The 18,190-nt window shown below is 34.6% G+C and carries 17 protein-coding genes and 1 riboswitch; of the genes, 10 read left to right on the forward strand and 7 right to left on the reverse strand.

The genetic code is table 11. The features are described 5' to 3' along the window. Positions 1-12: 12 nt before the first annotated feature. The 6 genes from RA0C_RS09910 to RA0C_RS09935 form a co-directional block, all read right to left on the reverse strand. Entirely contained in the window at positions 13-1,314 is a 1,302-nt protein-coding gene (locus RA0C_RS09910; RefSeq protein ID WP_004917458.1) for a glycosyltransferase family protein, read from the reverse strand. Next, on the reverse strand, positions 1,301-3,826 hold the full coding sequence (locus RA0C_RS09915; RefSeq protein ID WP_013447192.1) for a YfhO family protein: 2,526 nt from the start codon (positions 3,824-3,826) through the stop codon (positions 1,301-1,303). The genes RA0C_RS09910 and RA0C_RS09915 overlap by 14 nt, the downstream gene beginning before the upstream one ends. A 25-nt stretch (positions 3,827-3,851) precedes the next feature. Next, positions 3,852-4,073: a hypothetical protein gene (locus RA0C_RS10600; RefSeq protein ID WP_004917461.1), complete on the reverse strand. Its 222-nt coding sequence runs from the start codon at positions 4,071-4,073 to the stop codon at positions 3,852-3,854. A gap of 90 nt (positions 4,074-4,163) precedes the next feature. Then, positions 4,164-5,213: a DUF6263 family protein gene (locus RA0C_RS09925; protein WP_013447193.1), complete on the reverse strand. Its 1,050-nt coding sequence runs from the start codon at positions 5,211-5,213 to the stop codon at positions 4,164-4,166. 38 nt (positions 5,214-5,251) lie between these two features. Continuing rightward, entirely contained in the window at positions 5,252-6,028 is a 777-nt protein-coding gene (rlmB, locus tag RA0C_RS09930) for a 23S rRNA (guanosine(2251)-2'-O)-methyltransferase RlmB (RefSeq protein ID WP_013447194.1), read from the reverse strand. A 10-nt stretch (positions 6,029-6,038) separates the two neighbouring features. Beyond that, on the reverse strand, positions 6,039-6,503 hold the full coding sequence (locus tag RA0C_RS09935) for a DinB family protein (RefSeq protein WP_013447195.1): 465 nt from the start codon (positions 6,501-6,503) through the stop codon (positions 6,039-6,041). Positions 6,504-6,718: 215 nt separating this feature from the next. Between RA0C_RS09935 and RA0C_RS09940 the strand changes: the two genes are divergently transcribed. From RA0C_RS09940 to RA0C_RS09980, 9 genes are read left to right on the forward strand one after another with little or no spacing between them, the layout of a single operon-like run. Continuing rightward, a complete protein-coding gene (locus RA0C_RS09940) occupies positions 6,719-7,723 on the forward strand; it encodes an AAA family ATPase (RefSeq protein WP_004917468.1) in 1,005 nt (334 codons plus the stop codon). A 30-nt stretch (positions 7,724-7,753) separates the two neighbouring features. Beyond that, positions 7,754-8,617, forward strand: a complete 864-nt coding sequence (locus tag RA0C_RS09945; RefSeq protein WP_004917470.1) for a DUF58 domain-containing protein — start codon at positions 7,754-7,756, stop codon at positions 8,615-8,617. Next, complete coding sequence (locus RA0C_RS09950; RefSeq protein WP_004917472.1) at positions 8,614-9,516, forward strand: BatD family protein; 903 nt, start codon at positions 8,614-8,616, stop codon at positions 9,514-9,516. Before RA0C_RS09945 ends, RA0C_RS09950 begins: the two co-directional genes overlap by 4 nt. After that, a complete protein-coding gene (locus tag RA0C_RS09955; RefSeq protein ID WP_004917473.1) occupies positions 9,509-10,501 on the forward strand; it encodes a vWA domain-containing protein in 993 nt (330 codons plus the stop codon). Before RA0C_RS09950 ends, RA0C_RS09955 begins: the two co-directional genes overlap by 8 nt. A 24-nt stretch (positions 10,502-10,525) precedes the next feature. After that, positions 10,526-11,533 (forward strand): VWA domain-containing protein, encoded by a 1,008-nt coding sequence (locus RA0C_RS09960; RefSeq protein ID WP_004917475.1) that lies wholly within the window; start codon positions 10,526-10,528, stop codon positions 11,531-11,533. Between the two features lie 22 nt (positions 11,534-11,555). Beyond that, a complete protein-coding gene (locus RA0C_RS09965) occupies positions 11,556-12,317 on the forward strand; it encodes a tetratricopeptide repeat protein (protein WP_004917478.1) in 762 nt (253 codons plus the stop codon). A gap of 5 nt (positions 12,318-12,322) precedes the next feature. Next, complete coding sequence (locus tag RA0C_RS09970; RefSeq protein ID WP_013447196.1) at positions 12,323-14,011, forward strand: BatD family protein; 1,689 nt, start codon at positions 12,323-12,325, stop codon at positions 14,009-14,011. 42 nt (positions 14,012-14,053) lie between these two features. Beyond that, on the forward strand, positions 14,054-14,656 hold the full coding sequence (locus tag RA0C_RS09975) for a MarC family protein (RefSeq protein WP_004917482.1): 603 nt from the start codon (positions 14,054-14,056) through the stop codon (positions 14,654-14,656). 14 nt (positions 14,657-14,670) lie between these two features. Then, positions 14,671-14,865 (forward strand): hypothetical protein, encoded by a 195-nt coding sequence (locus tag RA0C_RS09980; RefSeq protein WP_004917483.1) that lies wholly within the window; start codon positions 14,671-14,673, stop codon positions 14,863-14,865. Between the two features lie 43 nt (positions 14,866-14,908). On the opposite strand, the gene aroB is transcribed toward RA0C_RS09980, so the two are convergent. After that, positions 14,909-15,952 carry a 3-dehydroquinate synthase gene (gene aroB / locus RA0C_RS09985; protein WP_004917485.1) on the reverse strand — a complete coding sequence of 348 codons (1,044 nt, stop codon included), beginning with the start codon at positions 15,950-15,952 and terminating at the stop codon, positions 14,909-14,911. Positions 15,953-16,689: 737 nt separating this feature from the next. Here aroB and RA0C_RS09995 point away from each other — a divergent pair. After that, a complete protein-coding gene (locus tag RA0C_RS09995) occupies positions 16,690-17,862 on the forward strand; it encodes a proline dehydrogenase family protein (protein ID WP_004917491.1) in 1,173 nt (390 codons plus the stop codon). Positions 17,863-18,039: 177 nt separating this feature from the next. After that, positions 18,040-18,142: riboswitch (SAM riboswitch) on the forward strand. The last annotated feature ends 48 nt before the right edge of the window (positions 18,143-18,190 follow it).

Genomic DNA, 18,190 nt, shown 5'->3' on the forward strand with positions numbered 1-18,190 from the left:
TTGTTTTTTCTTTCAGAGGATACCATTATCCAATAGTTTTGCTAAAGACTGGGCTAAATTTTTTCTAGAAAAAGCAGAAATATCTTGTGGAGCTTTAGTAAAATCGGTTTGTTTCCAAAGCTGGTATTGCTGTAATAAGTACTGCTTTAAAGAGGTTTTGTCTTGGTAAGAAAAATGTTTGCCTGTTTGGGTTTCTTCTAATATCTTCTCTACATCAGCTTGGGCAGGTCCAAAGGAAATAATGGTATTTCTAGAAGCAAGATATTCAAATATTTTACCGGGAATAATCCCTTTAGAAGACTCTTGTGGGAAGTTGGTTATAAGAAGTAGCGTAGAATGATGCATCTCTTCCACGGCTTTATGGTGTGGGAGGTATCCTAAATCGTTAATGTGGTTTTTAAGAGGCGTGTGTTCCCAACTTTCGGAGATTTTGGTATCAATTCTACCCACCAGTTTTAGCTCAAAGTCGGCTTTAAAATCGGTAGATTCATTAAGTAGTTCATTTAGCGTTTCCCATAGTATTTCAGGGTTTCGCAGTTGTTCTAATACCCCAATATAGCTTAGTGTAAATTTGGTTTTGGGCTTTCTCTCGGTGGTATTGAGGGCTTCAGAATCGTAGCCATTGGTAATACATACCGCATTTGCCCCTTTTTTTCTAAAGTTTTGGGCATCGGTATAGCTGGTAGCAAGGGTAATATCCGCATGATTAAATACCTTCTGCTCCAGCTCCCGATGTTTTTTATCGGCTATTTTGGAGAGTTTAAGGTGTTTGTAGTAGGATATTTCTGTCCAAGGGTCACGGAAATCGGCAATCCATTTTAATTTTGGAAACTCTTTCTTGAGTTTAAGTCCAATTAAGTGCAGGGAGTGTGGTGGTCCTGTAGTTACTAAAGCATCAAAATGATGTTCCTCTAAATATTTTTTTAGAAACTTTACAGAAGGATTTACCCAAAATACTCTAGCATCAGGAATAAAAAAGTTTCCTCTTATCCAAATAGAAAGTTTAGATTTCCAACTTTGATTAGTGCCAATATCAAACTGTCCTGTCTTAAATTTTTTGTTGTTTTTGTTGAGTTTTTCGGCAATTTGGTAAGGCTCCCAGATTTTTGTTTTTATAACATCAATATCTTTTGGTACTTCTTTTAATAGGCTATCGTCTAATAAAGGATAGCTTGGGTTTTCTGGAACAAATAAGGTGGGTTGCCACCCAAACTCTGGGAGGTATTTGGCGAATTTGAGCCATCGTTGTACCCCTGGACCTCCTGCGGGAGGCCAGTAATAAGAGATGATAAGTATTTTTTTAGGCTGTGGCATTCTGCTCTTTGTAGAGTTTTAAAATTCCCAAGATACTTAGTAAGATGAACAGTCCAAAAGCTCCATAAGACCACAGTTTACCTTTGTGCAGAACTTCAGGGTCAAAAACCATTTTGATAGTATGATTTCCTGCAGGAACATAAACGGCTCTAAGAAGGTAGTTTGCCTTTATATAAGGGACTTCCTGATTATCCACAAACATTTTCCAACCTTTTGGATAGTAAATTTCGGAGATTACTGCAAGTTGAGGTGTTTTAGACTGGCTCTTAAGCTGTATTTCGTTTGGCTGATATTGGGTAAGCTGGATATAGGCGGTACTGTCAGGCTGAATGTTTTTGCCATTAAAGTAGCTTTTGTCTTCGGTGCTTACCACGGCTGTTCTTTTGTTATCTATTGTGCCGATGGCCTTGATTTCCTCGTTAGGCGTATTAGCCCATAAAATGTCGGAAACAAACCAAGCGTTGCCATTAGCATCAGGGTTAGGATAGGCTTGTGGATTGTCCGCACTACCTACCACGAAATACTTAGCGTTGAGCATATTCAATACTTTTGGTAATGCTACGGTGTCTTGTTTGCTAAAATATTCGTTGATTAAATCATCATATCTTCTCAGTTTAGCGGCACTATAACCTCCAATAGAAGCTTTGAAATAAGAAGTGTTGGTTTCGCCAAAAGTTCCTAAAGTATTATTGAAAATTCGGTAATGACTTTTATCTTTTTCGGCTAAAGTTTCCAAAGTCTTATTGATGTTCACTTGAGAAAGAAGCCCTTGTATGTAAGGATTGTCTCCTGCCTTTCCTATAAGGTAGTCGTTGTTTTCTGTTTGGAAAGGGTTTTCTGCGAAGGTTTTATCTACAAAATTACTGCTGTTAAGATAACGCTGATTTACCGTCCATAAATCAAATAAACTTACTAAACCAATGATAACTAAAGCGATATTTTGAGATAATTTTTCCTTTAAACTAAGCCAAAGTACTATGGCAGTAATGCCTACATATAAAATTGCTTTTATAGCATCAGCTCGGAAAAAATGCCATCTTTCGTCTTGTAGATAATTGAGTAGATAGGGTGGGAGATAGGTCTTTTCGGTATCATTGTAAAAGTTTAAAAGAGATTTGCCTCCTACGAGTAAAATCACCGTAAATCCTAACACAGAAGCCGTAGTATAGATGAGGTACTTTTGTTTTAACTCTTTGGAAAAATTTTGATTTTTAAAAAACTGATACAAACCTAAAATCCCAATGAGCGGAAATAAAAGTTCTACCACAACTAGGATAGAAGATGGTGCTCTAAATTTGTTGTAGAGCGGAACATATTCTATAAAAAAGTCGGTAAGTGGCATAAAATGATGTCCCCAAGCCAACATAATCGTGAGGGCGGACGCTCCCAAAATCCAATATTTGTATTTTTTTCTAGCAAACACAAATCCTAATACTGCAAGGAAACAAACCACAGCACCCTGATAGGCAGGTCCAGAAGTCATAGGCTGGTCTCCCCAATAGGTAGGACTGCTAAGCCCTTTGATGATGTTATTAACTTCCTCTTGTGAGGTTGCATTTTCTTGTACAAGTTCTTGGATACGCCCCATCATTCGTTCCGAGTCTTTTTCTTGGCTTCCGCCTCCCATAAGTCTAGGAATAAATAGGTTGAGCGTTTCTAGCTTTCCGTAACTCCACATGGTAATACTTTCTTTATCCATACCAGACTTTTCAGTATTGCCTTTTTCGGTGTCTAGAATTTGCTTTCCTCTTACGGTTTCCTTAACATATTCGGCATTTGCCATGAGCCTTTGAGCATTCATACCTACCCCTAAAGCAATAGCAAGGGCTAGTACACCAGAAGAAATACCGAAGTGTTTCCAAGTGGTATTGTCTTTAATGGCTCTAAAAAGCTCTGAAATAAATAAAAATCCTAATGCTATAAATAGGTAGTAAGTCATTTGGATATGATTCGCTGCTATCTGTAACCCCATAAACAAAGCGGTAACAATGAATCCTAAAATGTACTTTTTCCTGATATACACTAATAGAATACCTGCAAGTAGAGGTGCAAAATAGGCTACAGTGTGTACTTTACCATTATGCCCAGCAGCGATGATGATGTAAAAATAAGTAGATAGCCCAAAAAACGAAGCTCCAAGTAAAGCGTACTTCCAATTTCTCACGGCTACCATACCCAGTAGGAAAAATCCTGAAAACAACAAAAATAAATAATTGGCTGGTTTAGGAAGGAAGTTTAAGATATTATCCACCTGTTTTATAAGGTCGCCTCTAAACTGTGCACCTGTTTGGTAGGTCGGCATTCCGCCAAACATAGCATCGCTCCAATAGGTTTCAGTGCCGTATTTAGCTCTATAATCCAATAACTCTTTTGCACCGCCCTTGTAGTGTACAATATCGGGTTGCATAAGCTGTTTACCAGAGATAATAGGATTGGCATAAAGTACAGCGATTAGCACAAAAATAACCAAACTGCCAATGATAAAAATGAGGTTTTTGTTTTTCAGATTCATATCACTTCGTGAGTTTTGTAGCGTATTATTCCTTTATTTCTTCATAGTCTACGGTTTCGGCCTCCCATTTTATATTGCTCTTTTTGGAAGTGCTTTTTTGCCGAGACTGACTTTGAGATTGTGATTTATTTTGAGCTTTCTGATGAGGAAAATAATTATAGAATTTGTTAAAGAATAACCGTTTTAGGATATTCCAAACAAAAAATATAACAATAGTAGTCAAAATTATCTTTAAAATATATTGCATAATTTGTTGTAAATAATACGGTTTTAAAGAGTTAAAAAAATCAAAATACACCTACACTAAAGTAATAGAATAGGTGTATTTATAATATGATTAAGGATTAAGCGTAATGCTAGACTGTGTGGTCTGCGTCATCGTTTGGCTTTGTTTACCATCAGATAAACTTTCCTTTTGTGTAGTAGTCATATTTTGTTTAGACGAAAGAATCCAACCTGTGTTGGCATCTAAAATAATTTTACCATTCTGAGAACCTTCTACACTAATGCTGTGTGTGATACCTTCTTGCTTTTTAGAGTCAGATTTTTTTGGAATGCCACCTTTTATGCTTACTTCTGCCTTTCCATCAGCTACTTTTTCTAGTTTATAAGTGGTACTGATTTTTAGCTTTCCGTCAGGTGTTAAATTATCGGTTTCTGTCCAAGTTTCGCCTATTTTAACTCCTTTTTTAGGCAGAATGTTAAGGCTTTGAGTAAATTGTTCCTTAAACATTTTCTCATTAAACCCTTGCTTGAAACCGTCCATAAATTGTTTTCTTTCTTTGGCATCTTTGATAAGACTAGTGATGTTTTGTTCCACCTTTTTATAAACTGCATCAAATCCCGAAATAGAAATAACATTCCCCTTTTCGTCCATTTTCATTTGGAGTTTGTTACCAGAAAGAGCTTTGTTTACCGTCCACATACCTTTTAGTTGTTCCTCTTTTGGTGCAGCTTGTTTGGTATCAATAACTACTGTTTTGCCTTGGGAAGAAGATTTATTAACTTTTCCTACGAGGTTTACGGTAATATCGTAAGTGCCATTAACAAAATCGTTTACGGTAAAAGTAATTTCATCGGTCATTTCTTGTGTACCACTAATGCTTTTTCCAGAAGGGTCTTTTACAGTAGTAACATCTTTTTGAAAGGAAGTTAAAGGATAGGTTTTACCTTTTTCTAGTTTAAAAGATAAAGAGTATACCCCAGCAGAATCAGTGATGGCAGGTTTTGCCTCAGGAATTTTAGCTCCTTCTTCCTGCGGAGTATCTACTGTAATGGTTTCAGCTTTACCTGTTTCTTTATTGATAACCACTTTGGTTTCTTTGTCTTTTTTACAAGATGTTAATGCGAATGCAACGATGCTAAATGCAATTACTTTTTTAATCATTTTAAATATTTCAAATTTTAGTTGTGTTATTTTAATTTTTAAAGTCCCATTCTCTGTCTTACCACTTCGTACAAGATAGCCCCGCAAGCCACGGACACATTTAGGGATTGAGTTTTACCTTCTATTGGTAGTTTTATTTTTTCGTCAGAATGGTGAAGAACTTCTTTAGATATGCCTTTTTCCTCGTTCCCCATTACTAGGGCAAAAGGAATTTTAAAATCTACATCATAGATTAGTTTTTCCGCTTTTTCGGTTGCAGAAAACACAGAAACACCCGACTGTTGCAGAAAATCTACGGTGTGAGCTAGATTTTTTTCTTTACATATTTTAACATTGTATAGTGCCCCAGCAGAAGTTTTAATAGCATCTGAATTGATGGGAGCTGCACCTTTTTCTGGAATGATGATGGCATCTACGCCTACACATTCTGCAGTTCTACAAATAGCTCCGAAATTTCTAACATCAGTTAGCCTGTCCAAAATGACTAAGAAAGGCGTTTTACCTTGTTCAAATATTTCAGGGAGTACCGCCTCGATACTATGGAAAGGAATGTCCGAAATAAAAGCTACCACGCCTTGATGATTTTTTCTCGTAAAATGATTGAGCTTTTCTATAGGTACATAATTAGGACGGATTTTGTGCTTTGCTAAAAGTGCTTTGAGTTCGACATAAATGCTCCCTTGTAACCCATTTTGTAAGAATACTTTATCTATGGTTTTACCTGCTTCTATGGCTTCTATTACAGGTCTTAAACCGAAGATGAAATCTTCTTTTTTATCGTTATTTTTTTGGTGCGATGTATAATCTTGCTTCATTTTCTGTTGTTTAGTCAATCATCAATGCTCTTCTCTGTGCTAATATATAGCCGTAGTGCAAGCTTTCGTGTAAGTTGTTGAATATAATGGCTTCTTTGATACTTTTAATATCTATCCCAAAACTGGTAGAATATGGCGAGTAGTCCAAAAATAGACCATCATCATAGTCTTTCATTAAAACTCTAGAAGTCTCGGATAGTAGAAATCCTAAATCTTCCACTTCAGAATCCTTTACATCTAGGTTTGGGAGTGTGCCTTTTTTGTATCGTTCTATCCAGTAAGAGTCTATCCGAAAAGGGTTACCGCTAAGATAGTAGTGCAACAACTGTTGAGTGGCTACACAATGAGCAATGTTCCAATAGATGTTATTATTAAATCCATCAGGAATTACGAGCAATTGCTGCAAAGGAGTGCTTTGCAGTACTTTTAACAGATTTTTTCTGACAGTTTTATGGTTAGAAAAATGATAATTCATTTCAACTTTATTAAAAATGTATTTAATCCTCAAAAATAGTTTAATTAGTTGAAAATGCCAAAGTTTTATTATAAATTAACTATTTTCTAGGGAGAGCTTGGTTAAATACGATGAATAAAGGATTTAATTTAACAAACTTTAACACAAATTTAGCTTAATTTATTTTGAAAATATTCTCGAATTATTGCACTTTTACCAAATATTTTTGAATAAAAATGGCAGAATTACATCAAGCGGAAGAAATAAAGATTTTAACTGAACAGATTCAAGTTCAGAACTATCATTTTAAGCTCTTAAAAGAAGAGATGGGGAAGGTGGTTATAGGGCAGTCTTATATGGTGGATAGATTGCTAGTAGGGCTTTTGGGTAATGGGCATATCCTTTTAGAGGGCGTGCCTGGCTTGGCAAAAACTTTGGCTATAAAAACACTTTCGGAAGCCTTACAAGGACAGTTTTCAAGGATACAGTTTACGCCAGACCTTCTACCTGCAGATGTGGTAGGTACAATGATTTATAATGTTAAAGAGAATGATTTTTCTATAAAGAAAGGTCCCGTGTTTGCTAATTTTGTGTTGGCTGATGAGATTAACCGTGCTCCAGCAAAGGTGCAATCGGCACTATTGGAAGTGATGCAAGAAAAGCAGGTAACCATAGGTGATGAAACATTACAGTTGCCAAAACCATTTCTTGTAATGGCAACGCAAAACCCTATTGACCAAGAAGGAACTTACCTTTTGCCAGAAGCACAAACCGACCGTTTTATGCTAAAATGTAAAATAGAATATCCTGAATTTGAGGACGAAAGAGCGGTAATGAGAATGGTGTCTACATCAGATATTCCTAAGGTAACTCCTGTGGTATCTTTGGAGCAAATTTCAGAAGCTAAGCAACTTATCAATAAAATCTATCTAGACGAAAAAATAGAGAAATATATTTTGGATATGGTCTTTGCAACTCGTTTTCCTGAGCGTTATGGCTTATCCGATTTAAAAGATTATATCAGTTTTGGTGCGTCTCCTAGAGCATCTATCGGTTTAGCGGTGGCATCTCGTGCAATAGCCTTTATTAAAGGAAGAGCTTTCGTGATTCCAGAAGATGTTAAAGAGATTGCAAAAGATGTTTTAAGACACCGAATTGGATTGAGTTTTGAAGCTGAAGCCGAAAATATCACTACAGATGAAATTGTAGATAGAGTTTTAGCTAGAGTTCAAGCTCCATAAAACTTTATTTTATTTGATACAGAAAAATAGATGCAGGTAAAAGACATCATAAAGAAGGTTAAGCAGATAGAAATTCGCACCAAAAAAAGGATAGATGCGGCGCTTATGGGGCAGTATCATAGTGCTTTTAAAGGGCAGGGAATGGCTTTTTCTGAAGTGAGGCAATATCAGTTTGGAGATGATATTAGAAGGATTGACTGGAATAAAACTGCTCGTTTCAAAGAACCCTTTGTTAAGGTGATGGAGGAGGAAAGAGAGCTTACTATTATGCTATTGGTAGATATTTCTGCGTCTATGGATTATGGAACAAAGGTTCAACTAAAGAAAGAATTTGTAGCAGAGATTTGTGCTAGTTTAGGATTTTCGGCAGTAGGAAATAATGATAAGGTAGGTGTGGTACTTTTTGCAGATAAAGTATATAAAGTCATTCCGCCACAGAAAGGTAGGAAGCATATTTTAGCCATTTTGAGTCAAATTTTGTCAGCAGATTATGTACCTGCGAAATCTAATATAGATGTAGCTTTAGAATATGTGATGAATGTTTTTAAGAAGAAATCGTTTTTGTTTTTACTATCCGATTTTAATGATGAGATAGATGAGAAAACATTAAAGGTAGCATCAAGGAAGCATCAATTATTAGGAATAAGAGTAGCAGATGATAAGGATAACGAAATTCCAGATGTGGGATATGTGTTTTTTCAAGATGTAGAAACAGGAGAAAATATTTGGGTGAACACTTCTAACCGAAGATTTAGATATCATTTTGCCGAAGAACAAAAGCAGAATTTAAAAAAGATGAAGGAAACTTTTGATAAAAGTTCTGCCCATTTTATAGACCTTAAAACAGGTGCTGATTATACACGAGCATTATATCAATATTTCCAAAGGAGATGAAATTAAGAATAATTTATACATATATAGCAGTATTTTTTTTACAGTGCTTTGGGGCTCAAACACTTTCTTCTAGTCTTACAAAAAATAAAGTAGGAATGGGAGAGCCTACGGTGCTTAAAATAACCATCAATGGTCTTCAAGGGAAAGATGTAGTGTCTGCTCCTAAAAATGAGTTGTTACCCTTTCATTTTGAAGAAATTAAAGATGATATAGATAAAAAAGAAGACCAATACACGAGGCTGATAGAGTTTGCCATTTTTGAGGAAGGAACTTTTAAGATTCCACCTTTGGAATTCAAAATTGGAGGGCAGGTACAAACAACGATACCTTACGAAATACAAGTGGTAAATACAGCTCAACAAGGAGATGAGGTGAAGGATATTGTGAATAACAAGCAGGTAGAGCTTGGAGTAAGAGATTATTGGGAGTTGTATAAATATTATGTGTTGGGTATTTTGGGCTTTTTAGCGTTGGTATTTCTGATAGTGTTCTTTATTAAATATGGAAGAAAAAAATCGGCAGAGGCTAAATTACCAACTAATAAAATCCTAAAAGCACTAGAATTATTAAAGAAGAAAAAGTATATACAGTCGGGTAATTACAGAAGTTTCTATGTGGAACTTATAGAGATTAGTAGGACTTTTTTACAAGAGCAGTACCATATTCCTGCGGAAGTTTTACTAACAGATGATTTGTTGGCTTTAATGAAAGAAGACTCTAAAATATCAATAGAAAATGAAAAAGTGATAGAGGATGTCTTTTTGAGAGGTGATTTGGTGAAGTTTGCTAAAACCATTCCTGATGCAGATTTAATGGAAACCGACTATCAGAAAATAGTGGATTTTGTGAAGCGTTCATATCAAGATATAGAATTTGAAAACTTAAGGAAAGATGTTTAATTTTGAGTTTCATAATCCTTGGTTTTTATTACTTTTTTTAGGTTTTATACCTCTTGTTTTTAGAGATTTAAGTCATAAGAAAAGAAAAGGAGTTGCTGTGTCTTCTACTAAGAATATGCAAGTGATTTCTTATTTTGGAGCGGTGTTATGGCTACTTAAAATTTCTAAATATATCATTCTTTCAGCTCTTATTTTAGCAATAGCAAGACCTAGAACTTTTAGTATTTCGGAAGATAGAGATGAGACTAAAGGTATGGATATTGTGCTTTCCATAGATGTGTCGTTGAGTATGTTGGCTAAAGATTTAGAGCCTGATAGACTAACGGCTCTTAAAGAGATTGCAAGAACTTTCATTAAGCAAAGAACTACGGATAGGATAGGCTTGGTGGAATATTCTGGAGAGGCGTTGATGAGAGTGCCATTGACTTCGGATCATAGGGTAGTAGAGGAAGAATTGATGAGTTTTAATCCGATGGATTTAGAAGGAGGAACTAATATCGGCGATGGTTTGGCGGTAGCTGTGAGCCATTTAAGAAAATCTAAAGCAAAGTCAAAAATCATTATTTTAATGACAGACGGCGTAAATACAATAGATAACGCGATGTCTCCACTAACAGCAGCAGAACTGGCACGAAATAATGATATTAAAGTCTATACCATAGGTATTGGAAGTAATGGTTTGGCATTGATGCCTACACAGCAAGATATTTTTGGTAATCTAGTGTTTACAGAGGAACAGGTGAAAATAGATGAATATCTTCTGAGAGATGTAGCCCAAATTACAGGAGGTAAGTATTTTAGAGCGACCTCTAATGAGAGTTTAAAGCAGATTTACGAAGAAATAGACACTTTAGAAAAGTCTAATATTAAAACCTCTAAGATTTACAATTATCAAGAGTATTTCAGATGGTTTTTATGGATAGCATTGGTAACTTTGGTTCTAGATGCTTTGTTGAGATGGAGGGTGTTTAGAGTATTAAATTAACAAGAGAAACTTTATGTTATAGTGATGGATTGGTATTTGGGTAATTATTGGTATGCATTATTGATGCTTTTGTTACCATTATTGGGTTATCTTTTGTTTCGTTATTTAAAATGGAAAGAAAGGGTGAGAGGCTATTTTGCAGATGAACGCTTTCAGAGTACATTATTTGAAAAAACAAAATGGTATCCTAAGTTTTTCTTGGTGATGTATTTTGTGGCATTTTTGTTTTTAATTTTTGCGATGATGGATTTAATAGGTGGTAAAGAAGAAATTAAAGTACAGCAAAAAATGAATAATGTGATGTTTCTTGTAGATATTTCTAATTCTATGAATGCTCAAGATGTTGCTCCAGATAGACTTTCGTTAGCGAAAAATATTGTAATATCATCTATGCAAAAAATGACTAATGATAGAGTAGGGTTAGCCGTTTTTGCGGGAGAGGCGTTTTCTGTAATGCCATTAACTACGGATTATTTGGCGGCGGAATCTTTTGTGTCTGGTTTGGAAACTTCGGTGGTCTCTACGCAAGGGACAGATTTCTATAAAGCAATGCAGGTGGCGGTTTCTAAATTTAAGGCGGTTTCTAAGGGTTCTGGTAGAATAGTATTGATAAGTGATGGTGAAGATAACGAAGGCAATGAAGCTGCAGCAATAAAAGAAGCTCAATCTAATGGAATACAAGTTATTACCGTAGGTGTAGGTACAGAGGAAGGTGCTCCAATTCCCGAATATATTTTTGGACAATTGATGGGATATAAGTCTAGCCTAATGGGAGAAACGGTAATTTCTAAAAGACAAACTCAGGCTTTAATAAATATTTCTGAAAAGACAGGAGGTGTTTATATTGATGGTAACCATATAGATAAAGCGGTTGATGGGATTTTAGAAAATCTTAAAAAGCAATCTTCCACAACAGAAAGTTTTGTGAAATCTCAAACGGGGGTACATTACTATCAATACTTTTTGGCGGCGGCTTTGCTCTTATTTTTTATCATTTATTTAACAAATCCTAAGCGAGATTTTAACATTTAAAATCGTTATTTTTGCATAGTAAATGACTAGGAATCTATTTATTAGTTTTTGTTTAACTTTCTTTTGTATCTGTATCTTGCAAGGGCAGGGTAGTTATAATGCTTTGTCCTATAAGGGAAATAGAGAATATGATTCTAAAAACTATGATAAAGCCTCGTCTTACTTCTTAGAGGCTATTAAAAAGAAGCAGGATTTTGGAGGTTATTATAATTTAGGCAATACTTTGTATAAGAGAGAAATGTATTCTGAAGCAAAGGCAGAATATCAGAAAGCCTTATCTCTAGCAAAAACTAAGGAAGATAAAATGGCTGCTCTGTACAACTTAGGCAATGCAGAAATGAAGGCTCAAAATTATGATAAAGCCGCTGAATTTTATAAGAAAGCTTTACAACAAGACCCTTACAATGAGTCTATAAGAAAGAATTATAATATTTCTAAGTTAAAACAAAAGGAGAAGAATCAATCAAAATCAAATAATAAATCTCAAAATCAAAATTCGGAGCAAGATAAATCACAAGATAATCAGCAAAAAAAATCTGAACAAGAGTCGCCTCAAAACTCAGATAAAAATAAAAATGGTGGAGCTAATGAGAAAGATAAAGGTCAGGGTACAGGACAGACGCCTAAACCTGATAATAACAGCTCTGAAAATAAAAGAGGAATGTCTAAGGAAGAAGAAAATAGAATTATGCAACGCTTGGAAAGCAAAGAGCGTGATGCTGCACGAAGAATTCTTAATAAAAATTCATACATAGACCCCAAAAGTAATGAAAAGGATTGGTAGCTATAATGCGTAAGGAGTTTTGGAGTATATTACTATTCTTATTGTCCGTAAAATTGTACGGGCAAGTCTCTTTTTATGCAGAAACTAATACCAAAGAAGTCAAAGCAAATGAGCCTGTATTATTTACAATAATGCTAGAGCTTAATGGTAACGAATACAGACAAGAGTCTCTGATAAGGTTGCCCGACCTTTCAAAATTTGAAGTTCTAAGCGATGGTTCCTCTAGAAATACTTTCTTAGACCCTGATAAAAATATTACGGTAGATCAAATTATTTATCAGATTTTGATAGCACCCAAAAAAACGGGGAAAGTAAAAGTAGGTAGTGCACTTGTAACGGTAAATGGGAAAATATATAAAACAGAACCGTTTGAAGTATCTGTGACGGGAAGAGAGGCGTTGAGTAATAATAAGATTTCTGATGATATTCAACTAAAACTACAGGTTAAAAGTCACTCTGTTTATCAACATCAAGGAGCGGTGGTAGAGCTCAAAGCGTATGCTAAGAATATAGACTATTTTCAAAGAATCCATGATATTAAACTTCCAAAAGATGGGGATAATAGGTTTTACCTTGTATCAGGAAGATCAGATGATATAGAACCATTAGAAGGGAATATACTTTTGTCTCAAGTGTTGGGAGTGTATGTAATGTTTCCTGAAAAATCTGGACAGGTGGAGCTTCCTAAAATTTCTGCTGAGGTAGCAGGAACGGGGAAAGATGAGGTTATTTATTCTAACTCAAAAAATTCTATAAGGGTTAAGCCTTTACCAAAAGAGGCTCCTGTTGGGTTCAAAAATGCAGTTGGTCAGTTTGAAATAGCATCTGATAGTGTTGTAAAAGAGGTAAAAAAGGGAGTACCGTTTTATTTTACGGTGCGTTTAAAAGGGGTAGGGAATTTGGATAGGTTGCAATTTCCTGCACTTGTATCAAACAAAGACTATAGGGTTTATCCTCCAAAAATCACAAAAAATATAGCCGTTACCCAGCACGGAATGAAGGGGAGTTTAGTTGCTAAGTATTTAGTAGTGCCTAATGTACTTGGTGATATAAAACTAGAGTTGGAGCCTTTGGTTTATTTTGACCCTAAAAAAGAATCTTATCACACATTAGAACTTAATGAAGTGAATGTGTTGGTAGCTTCCGATAGTTTAGATAAAGCAAAAACTAACACTTTGGATAAAGTGATAGACAATACCAACTATGTCTTAGAAACCGTACAACTTCCTAAAATTAAAAATGAAACTTTTAAAAGCTCTGAAAATACTAAATGGTATCTTCTAGGAGGGTTACTATTGTTAAGTAGTTTTTTAGGAGGTTTTTTATTGAGTAAGAGATTGAAGAAAAATGGTAATGCAACTGATGTAAAATCTGATTTGAAAGTACAACACTACAGTATAATTGATTTTGAAGATGATTACAGAGTTCTCAGAGAATCTTTGGAGTATAAAAACTATCCAATGTTTTTTGATACTTTTGATAAAATGAAGATAAAAGTTCAGCACTATTTTAACACAAACAGTATCAATATCCAATCTGTGATAGAGGAGAAGAAAGGATATTTTATAGCTGAAGAATACAGGCAATTGGTTTCTAATATAGAAATAGAAAAGTACGCTCCTGTGAAAGACGAAGAGCAACTAAATGAACTGTATTACAAAATCATCAATTTACATAATAAGATGATGGTATAATCATTTTTTATTCCTATTTTTGTGCCCAAAAATGTAATACAAATGGAGTTTTTAGAAGAATTTTCACTTAAAGAGTCAATGACGAGTTTCATGGTATTGTTTGCGGTAATAGATATTATCGGTTCTATTCCTGTTATTGTATCATTAAGGAAAAGGTTTGGTCATATAGAGTCAGAAAAGGCATCTATAGTATCGGGTATTCTAATGATTTCTTTTCTTTTTATTGGAGATAAAATTTTGCAATTTATTGGGGTAGATGTTAACTCATTCGCAATAGCAGGGGCGTTTGTTATTTTTGTGATTGCTTTAGAAATGATTTTAGGAATTGAAATCCACAAGGCAGGAGAGGTTAATGCAGCTTCCATAGTTCCTATTGCATTTCCTTTGGTCGCAGGAGCAGGGACGCTAACTACTACTCTTTCGTTAAGAGCAGAATATCATATTGTAAATATTATTATAGGTATATTACTCAATATTTTAGTGATTTATCTTGTACTTAAATCTGCTAACTGGTTAGAGAAAAAACTTGGAGATGCTACACTTATGATTTTCCAAAAGGTGTTTGGGATTATATTATTAGCTATTTCTATAAAACTATTTACAGCTAATTTTGCACAACTAATAGCAAATTATATCAATATCTAAAAAGTGATATGAGTATGAAACTAGTATATAAAATATTTTTAGGATTATTTATTGTATTTATAGGTCTTAACCTTTATGCAATAGATTGGGAATTAGGATTTATGGATAATGAGAATACCAAGTTTGTATTTTCTATTTCTGCGGCGTTGTTGGGAGTGCTTTTAGTTTTTGTACTCAATACATGGAGTAAACTGTCTCCTAAAAAATAAAATTGAAAGAGGGCTTTTCAAACAGAAAAGCCCTCTTTTTTATTTACTTCTCTAAATTTCTGTAGTAATCAAGTGCAGAAATTACTTGTTTTTCTTCTACTTTATAATCAAATAAGCAACTACCTATCCCATTGATGAGTGCGAAATTAACAATACCATTTTGGTTTTTCTTGTCGTTTTTCATTAAGGTTATAATGTTGTCGTTAGAAAATTCTTTTATAGAAATATAGGGGTAAAAACGAAGCAAATGTTTCTCTATATTATGATAAGTTTCGTTATCTATAAGCCCTTCTGTAAGGGCAAGGTAGCTTTCTGTAATCATACCTAGTGCTACGGCTTCACCGTGAGGGATAGGCTTTTCTAGTGCCATAAAAAGGCTTTCTACAGCGTGTCCAATAGTATGTCCAAAATTGAGCGTTTTTCTTACATTTTGTTCCTTGAAGTCTTTATTTACGACCTCTTGTTTTATTTTCATAGAAGTTTCTATAAAGGGAGCAACACTTTCTGGAGTGAGTTCGCTAATAGAGCTTAGAACGTCCCAATGTTGTCTATCAGCTATGAGACCATGTTTCAGCATTTCTGCAAAGCCACTTCTTAGCTCAACAAAAGGTAATGTTTTCAAAAAATCCGTATAAACAAATATCTGTTCAGGAAGTGCAAAAGTCCCCACGATATTTTTAAGGTATTGGTGGTCTATCCCTGTTTTTCCGCCTATGGAAGCATCACACATAGAGAGGAGCGTGGTTGGGAGGTTAATAAAACTAAAACCTCGTTTGTAAGTAGAAGCAATAAAACCACCTAAATCACTAATAACACCACCGCCAAGGTTAATGAGTAATGATTTTCTATCTACTTTAAAATCCGATAGTATCTCCCAAATCTGTACGGCTGTACCGATGTTTTTATTCTCCTCACCAGCTTCTATTTCTACAATTTCAAAATGAATATCGGTTCGTAAATTTCCTAGAAGAGTGGGGAGGCAATATTCGTGAGTGTTCTCATCTACCAAGATGATAATTTGGCTTGGTTGGGTCTTTTCTAAAAACTGATTAAGACTACTAAAATCGGAATCTAAACGACTAATCATAAGTGCTAAATTTCAGCAAAGATAACTATATTTTTGGAGTAGATATTTTAAAATAGAGCTTTTAAAAAGATGATACTATCAAGTTGAAAATTCTAAAAATGCCATAATCCATAAAATTCATACTCCAAAGGATAACTAAAAATACTAATAGAATAATGGTTTGTTGTTTTTTATCAAATCTCCTCCAATACGAAGTAATGGTATAATACAATAGAAAGACACTGCTTGGAAAGTTAATAACCCTAAGTATGTAACTTTGTTGAATATCTTTATCACAATGAAGGCTAAACGCGTCAATTATATTAAAAGCTGATAAGCATAATACCACAATAATAATTGATATTATTGGGATATCATCAAAGAATAATTTATGCACAACTAACAGTAAAACAGAACAGAGAAACGGTATAATCCAAACATGTACGGCAGCTAAGCTATAGATACGGATATAAAAGTCAAGAATTCCTATTCCCCAAATAATAAAAGAAGAGAGAATTAGATTTTTAATAAAATGATAAGTAAAACCTAAGTTAATTTGCATTTAATAATATGTTGTTTGTTATTGTAAAGTCATTTTCATCACAGCTAAATTATAAAAATAAATTAAACTCTATTGGCTTATTTGGAGTATTTGCTATTATCAACGATTATTTAAAAGGAACTAAATTTTAATAAAGAAATTAGTTTTAAATCGAATAAATTAGATAAATTTGCCGTCATATAAAAAACAACTAATAATGAGTCTTTTTAACGATACCAAAGTCGCTTTTGCAGATAAAACAACAGAACAGCTAGAGAAAGCAAAGTGGATGTTTACTATGATTAAGTTTCCACAATTGACTAGTATAGGGATAAACCTTCTTAACTTTAGTATTAAAAATAATTTCCCTTTTGTGGAGGGGGTTGTCGAAAAAACATTATTCCAACAGTTTTGTGGTGGCGTTACTAGAGAGCAAAGCCAGAAAGTAGTTAATGAGATGTATCAGCGTCATATAGGCAGCATCTTTGATTATGCCATAGAAGGTAAAGAAGAAGAACAAGCCTTTGACCATACTTGCGAAGAAATAAAACAAAATATTCTATACGCTGCGGGGAATCCTGCCATTCCTTTTGTAGTTTTTAAACCAACAGGATTTGGGAGGTTAGATTTATATGCAGAAGTTCAGGCGAAAAAAGAGCTAACAAGTTCAGAAAAAGAAGAGTGGAGCAGGGTAGTGAAACGCTACGAAGAAGTTTGTCAGTTAGCATACGACAAAGGTGTGATAGTAATGGTAGATGCCGAAGAGTCTTGGATACAAACAGCCGTAGATGATTTGGTAAACGAAATGAAATCTCGTTATAATAAGGAGAGAGCCATTGTGTGGAATACCATTCAGATGTATAGAACAGGAAGATTGGAGTATCTAGCCGAAGACTTAGAAAGAGCTAAATCTAAAGGTTACTACTTAGGCTACAAATTTGTGAGAGGGGCTTATATGGAGAAAGAAAGAGAAAGAGCAGAAAAAATGGGCTACCCATCACCTATCCAACCAACAAAACAGGCTTCTGATGATAATTATAATGCGGGGATAGATTTTGTAATGACGAATTTAGACAAAGTTTCGGCGTTCTTTGGAACTCACAACGAGAAATCTACGGAGCTAATAATGGATAGAATGAAAGAAAAAGGGCTACCGAATGACTTCCAACAAATCCATTTTGGACAACTGTATGGAATGAGTGATAATATCACTTACTATCTAGGAAACCAAAAATATAATGCATGTAAATATCTGCCTTACGGTCCAGTGAAAGATGTGGTGCCATACCTTACGAGAAGAGCTCAAGAAAACACTTCCGTGGCAGGACAAACGGGTAGAGAGCTATCTCTAATAGAAAGAGAACTGAAAAGAAGAAAAACAGAAAGATAAAATCTATCCAAGATATACAAAAAAGCCAAAGTAAAGCCTTTTACTTTGGCTTTTTTATTTTAGAGCAGGGTTATTAGGTTAAAGTTGTACTTGTTTCAAAAAAAAATTTGTTTCTTTTGGATATTCAAAACCTAAGGTCTATATTTGTGCTGTATTTGTACCTTAACATCATCGGAAATGTTATCAAGAAAGGCGGAGGGACTAGACCCTGTGAAGCCTTAGCAACCCTTTCATCAAGAAAGAAGGTGCTACATTCTACCTATTTGGGGATAGATAACTAAAAGATTTCTACTTTACCTTTTGAGCTTTCTTTTTAACATTTCAATGA

It is taken from the genome of Riemerella anatipestifer ATCC 11845 = DSM 15868, assembly GCF_000252855.1.
GTDB classification, from domain to species: domain Bacteria; phylum Bacteroidota; class Bacteroidia; order Flavobacteriales; family Weeksellaceae; genus Riemerella; species Riemerella anatipestifera.

Coding starts and splice junctions, on each gene's coding strand:
- RA0C_RS09975 (WP_004917482.1), top strand. CDS start 14,054: ATGGAGTTTTTAGAAGAATTTTCACTTAAAGAGTCAATGACGAGTTTC.
- RA0C_RS09960 (WP_004917475.1), top strand. CDS start 10,526: ATGGATTGGTATTTGGGTAATTATTGGTATGCATTATTGATGCTTTTG.
- RA0C_RS09935 (WP_013447195.1), bottom strand. CDS start 6,503: ATGAATTATCATTTTTCTAACCATAAAACTGTCAGAAAAAATCTGTTA.
- RA0C_RS09965 (WP_004917478.1), top strand. CDS start 11,556: ATGACTAGGAATCTATTTATTAGTTTTTGTTTAACTTTCTTTTGTATC.
- RA0C_RS09980 (WP_004917483.1), top strand. CDS start 14,671: ATGAAACTAGTATATAAAATATTTTTAGGATTATTTATTGTATTTATA.
- rlmB (WP_013447194.1), bottom strand. CDS start 6,028: ATGAAGCAAGATTATACATCGCACCAAAAAAATAACGATAAAAAAGAA.
- RA0C_RS09995 (WP_004917491.1), top strand. CDS start 16,690: ATGAGTCTTTTTAACGATACCAAAGTCGCTTTTGCAGATAAAACAACA.
- aroB (WP_004917485.1), bottom strand. CDS start 15,952: ATGATTAGTCGTTTAGATTCCGATTTTAGTAGTCTTAATCAGTTTTTA.
- RA0C_RS09950 (WP_004917472.1), top strand. CDS start 8,614: ATGAAATTAAGAATAATTTATACATATATAGCAGTATTTTTTTTACAG.
- RA0C_RS09915 (WP_013447192.1), bottom strand. CDS start 3,826: ATGAATCTGAAAAACAAAAACCTCATTTTTATCATTGGCAGTTTGGTT.
- RA0C_RS09925 (WP_013447193.1), bottom strand. CDS start 5,213: ATGATTAAAAAAGTAATTGCATTTAGCATCGTTGCATTCGCATTAACA.
- RA0C_RS09945 (WP_004917470.1), top strand. CDS start 7,754: ATGCAGGTAAAAGACATCATAAAGAAGGTTAAGCAGATAGAAATTCGC.
- RA0C_RS10600 (WP_004917461.1), bottom strand. CDS start 4,073: ATGCAATATATTTTAAAGATAATTTTGACTACTATTGTTATATTTTTT.
- RA0C_RS09970 (WP_013447196.1), top strand. CDS start 12,323: ATGCGTAAGGAGTTTTGGAGTATATTACTATTCTTATTGTCCGTAAAA.
- RA0C_RS09940 (WP_004917468.1), top strand. CDS start 6,719: ATGGCAGAATTACATCAAGCGGAAGAAATAAAGATTTTAACTGAACAG.
- RA0C_RS09910 (WP_004917458.1), bottom strand. CDS start 1,314: ATGCCACAGCCTAAAAAAATACTTATCATCTCTTATTACTGGCCTCCC.
- RA0C_RS09955 (WP_004917473.1), top strand. CDS start 9,509: ATGTTTAATTTTGAGTTTCATAATCCTTGGTTTTTATTACTTTTTTTA.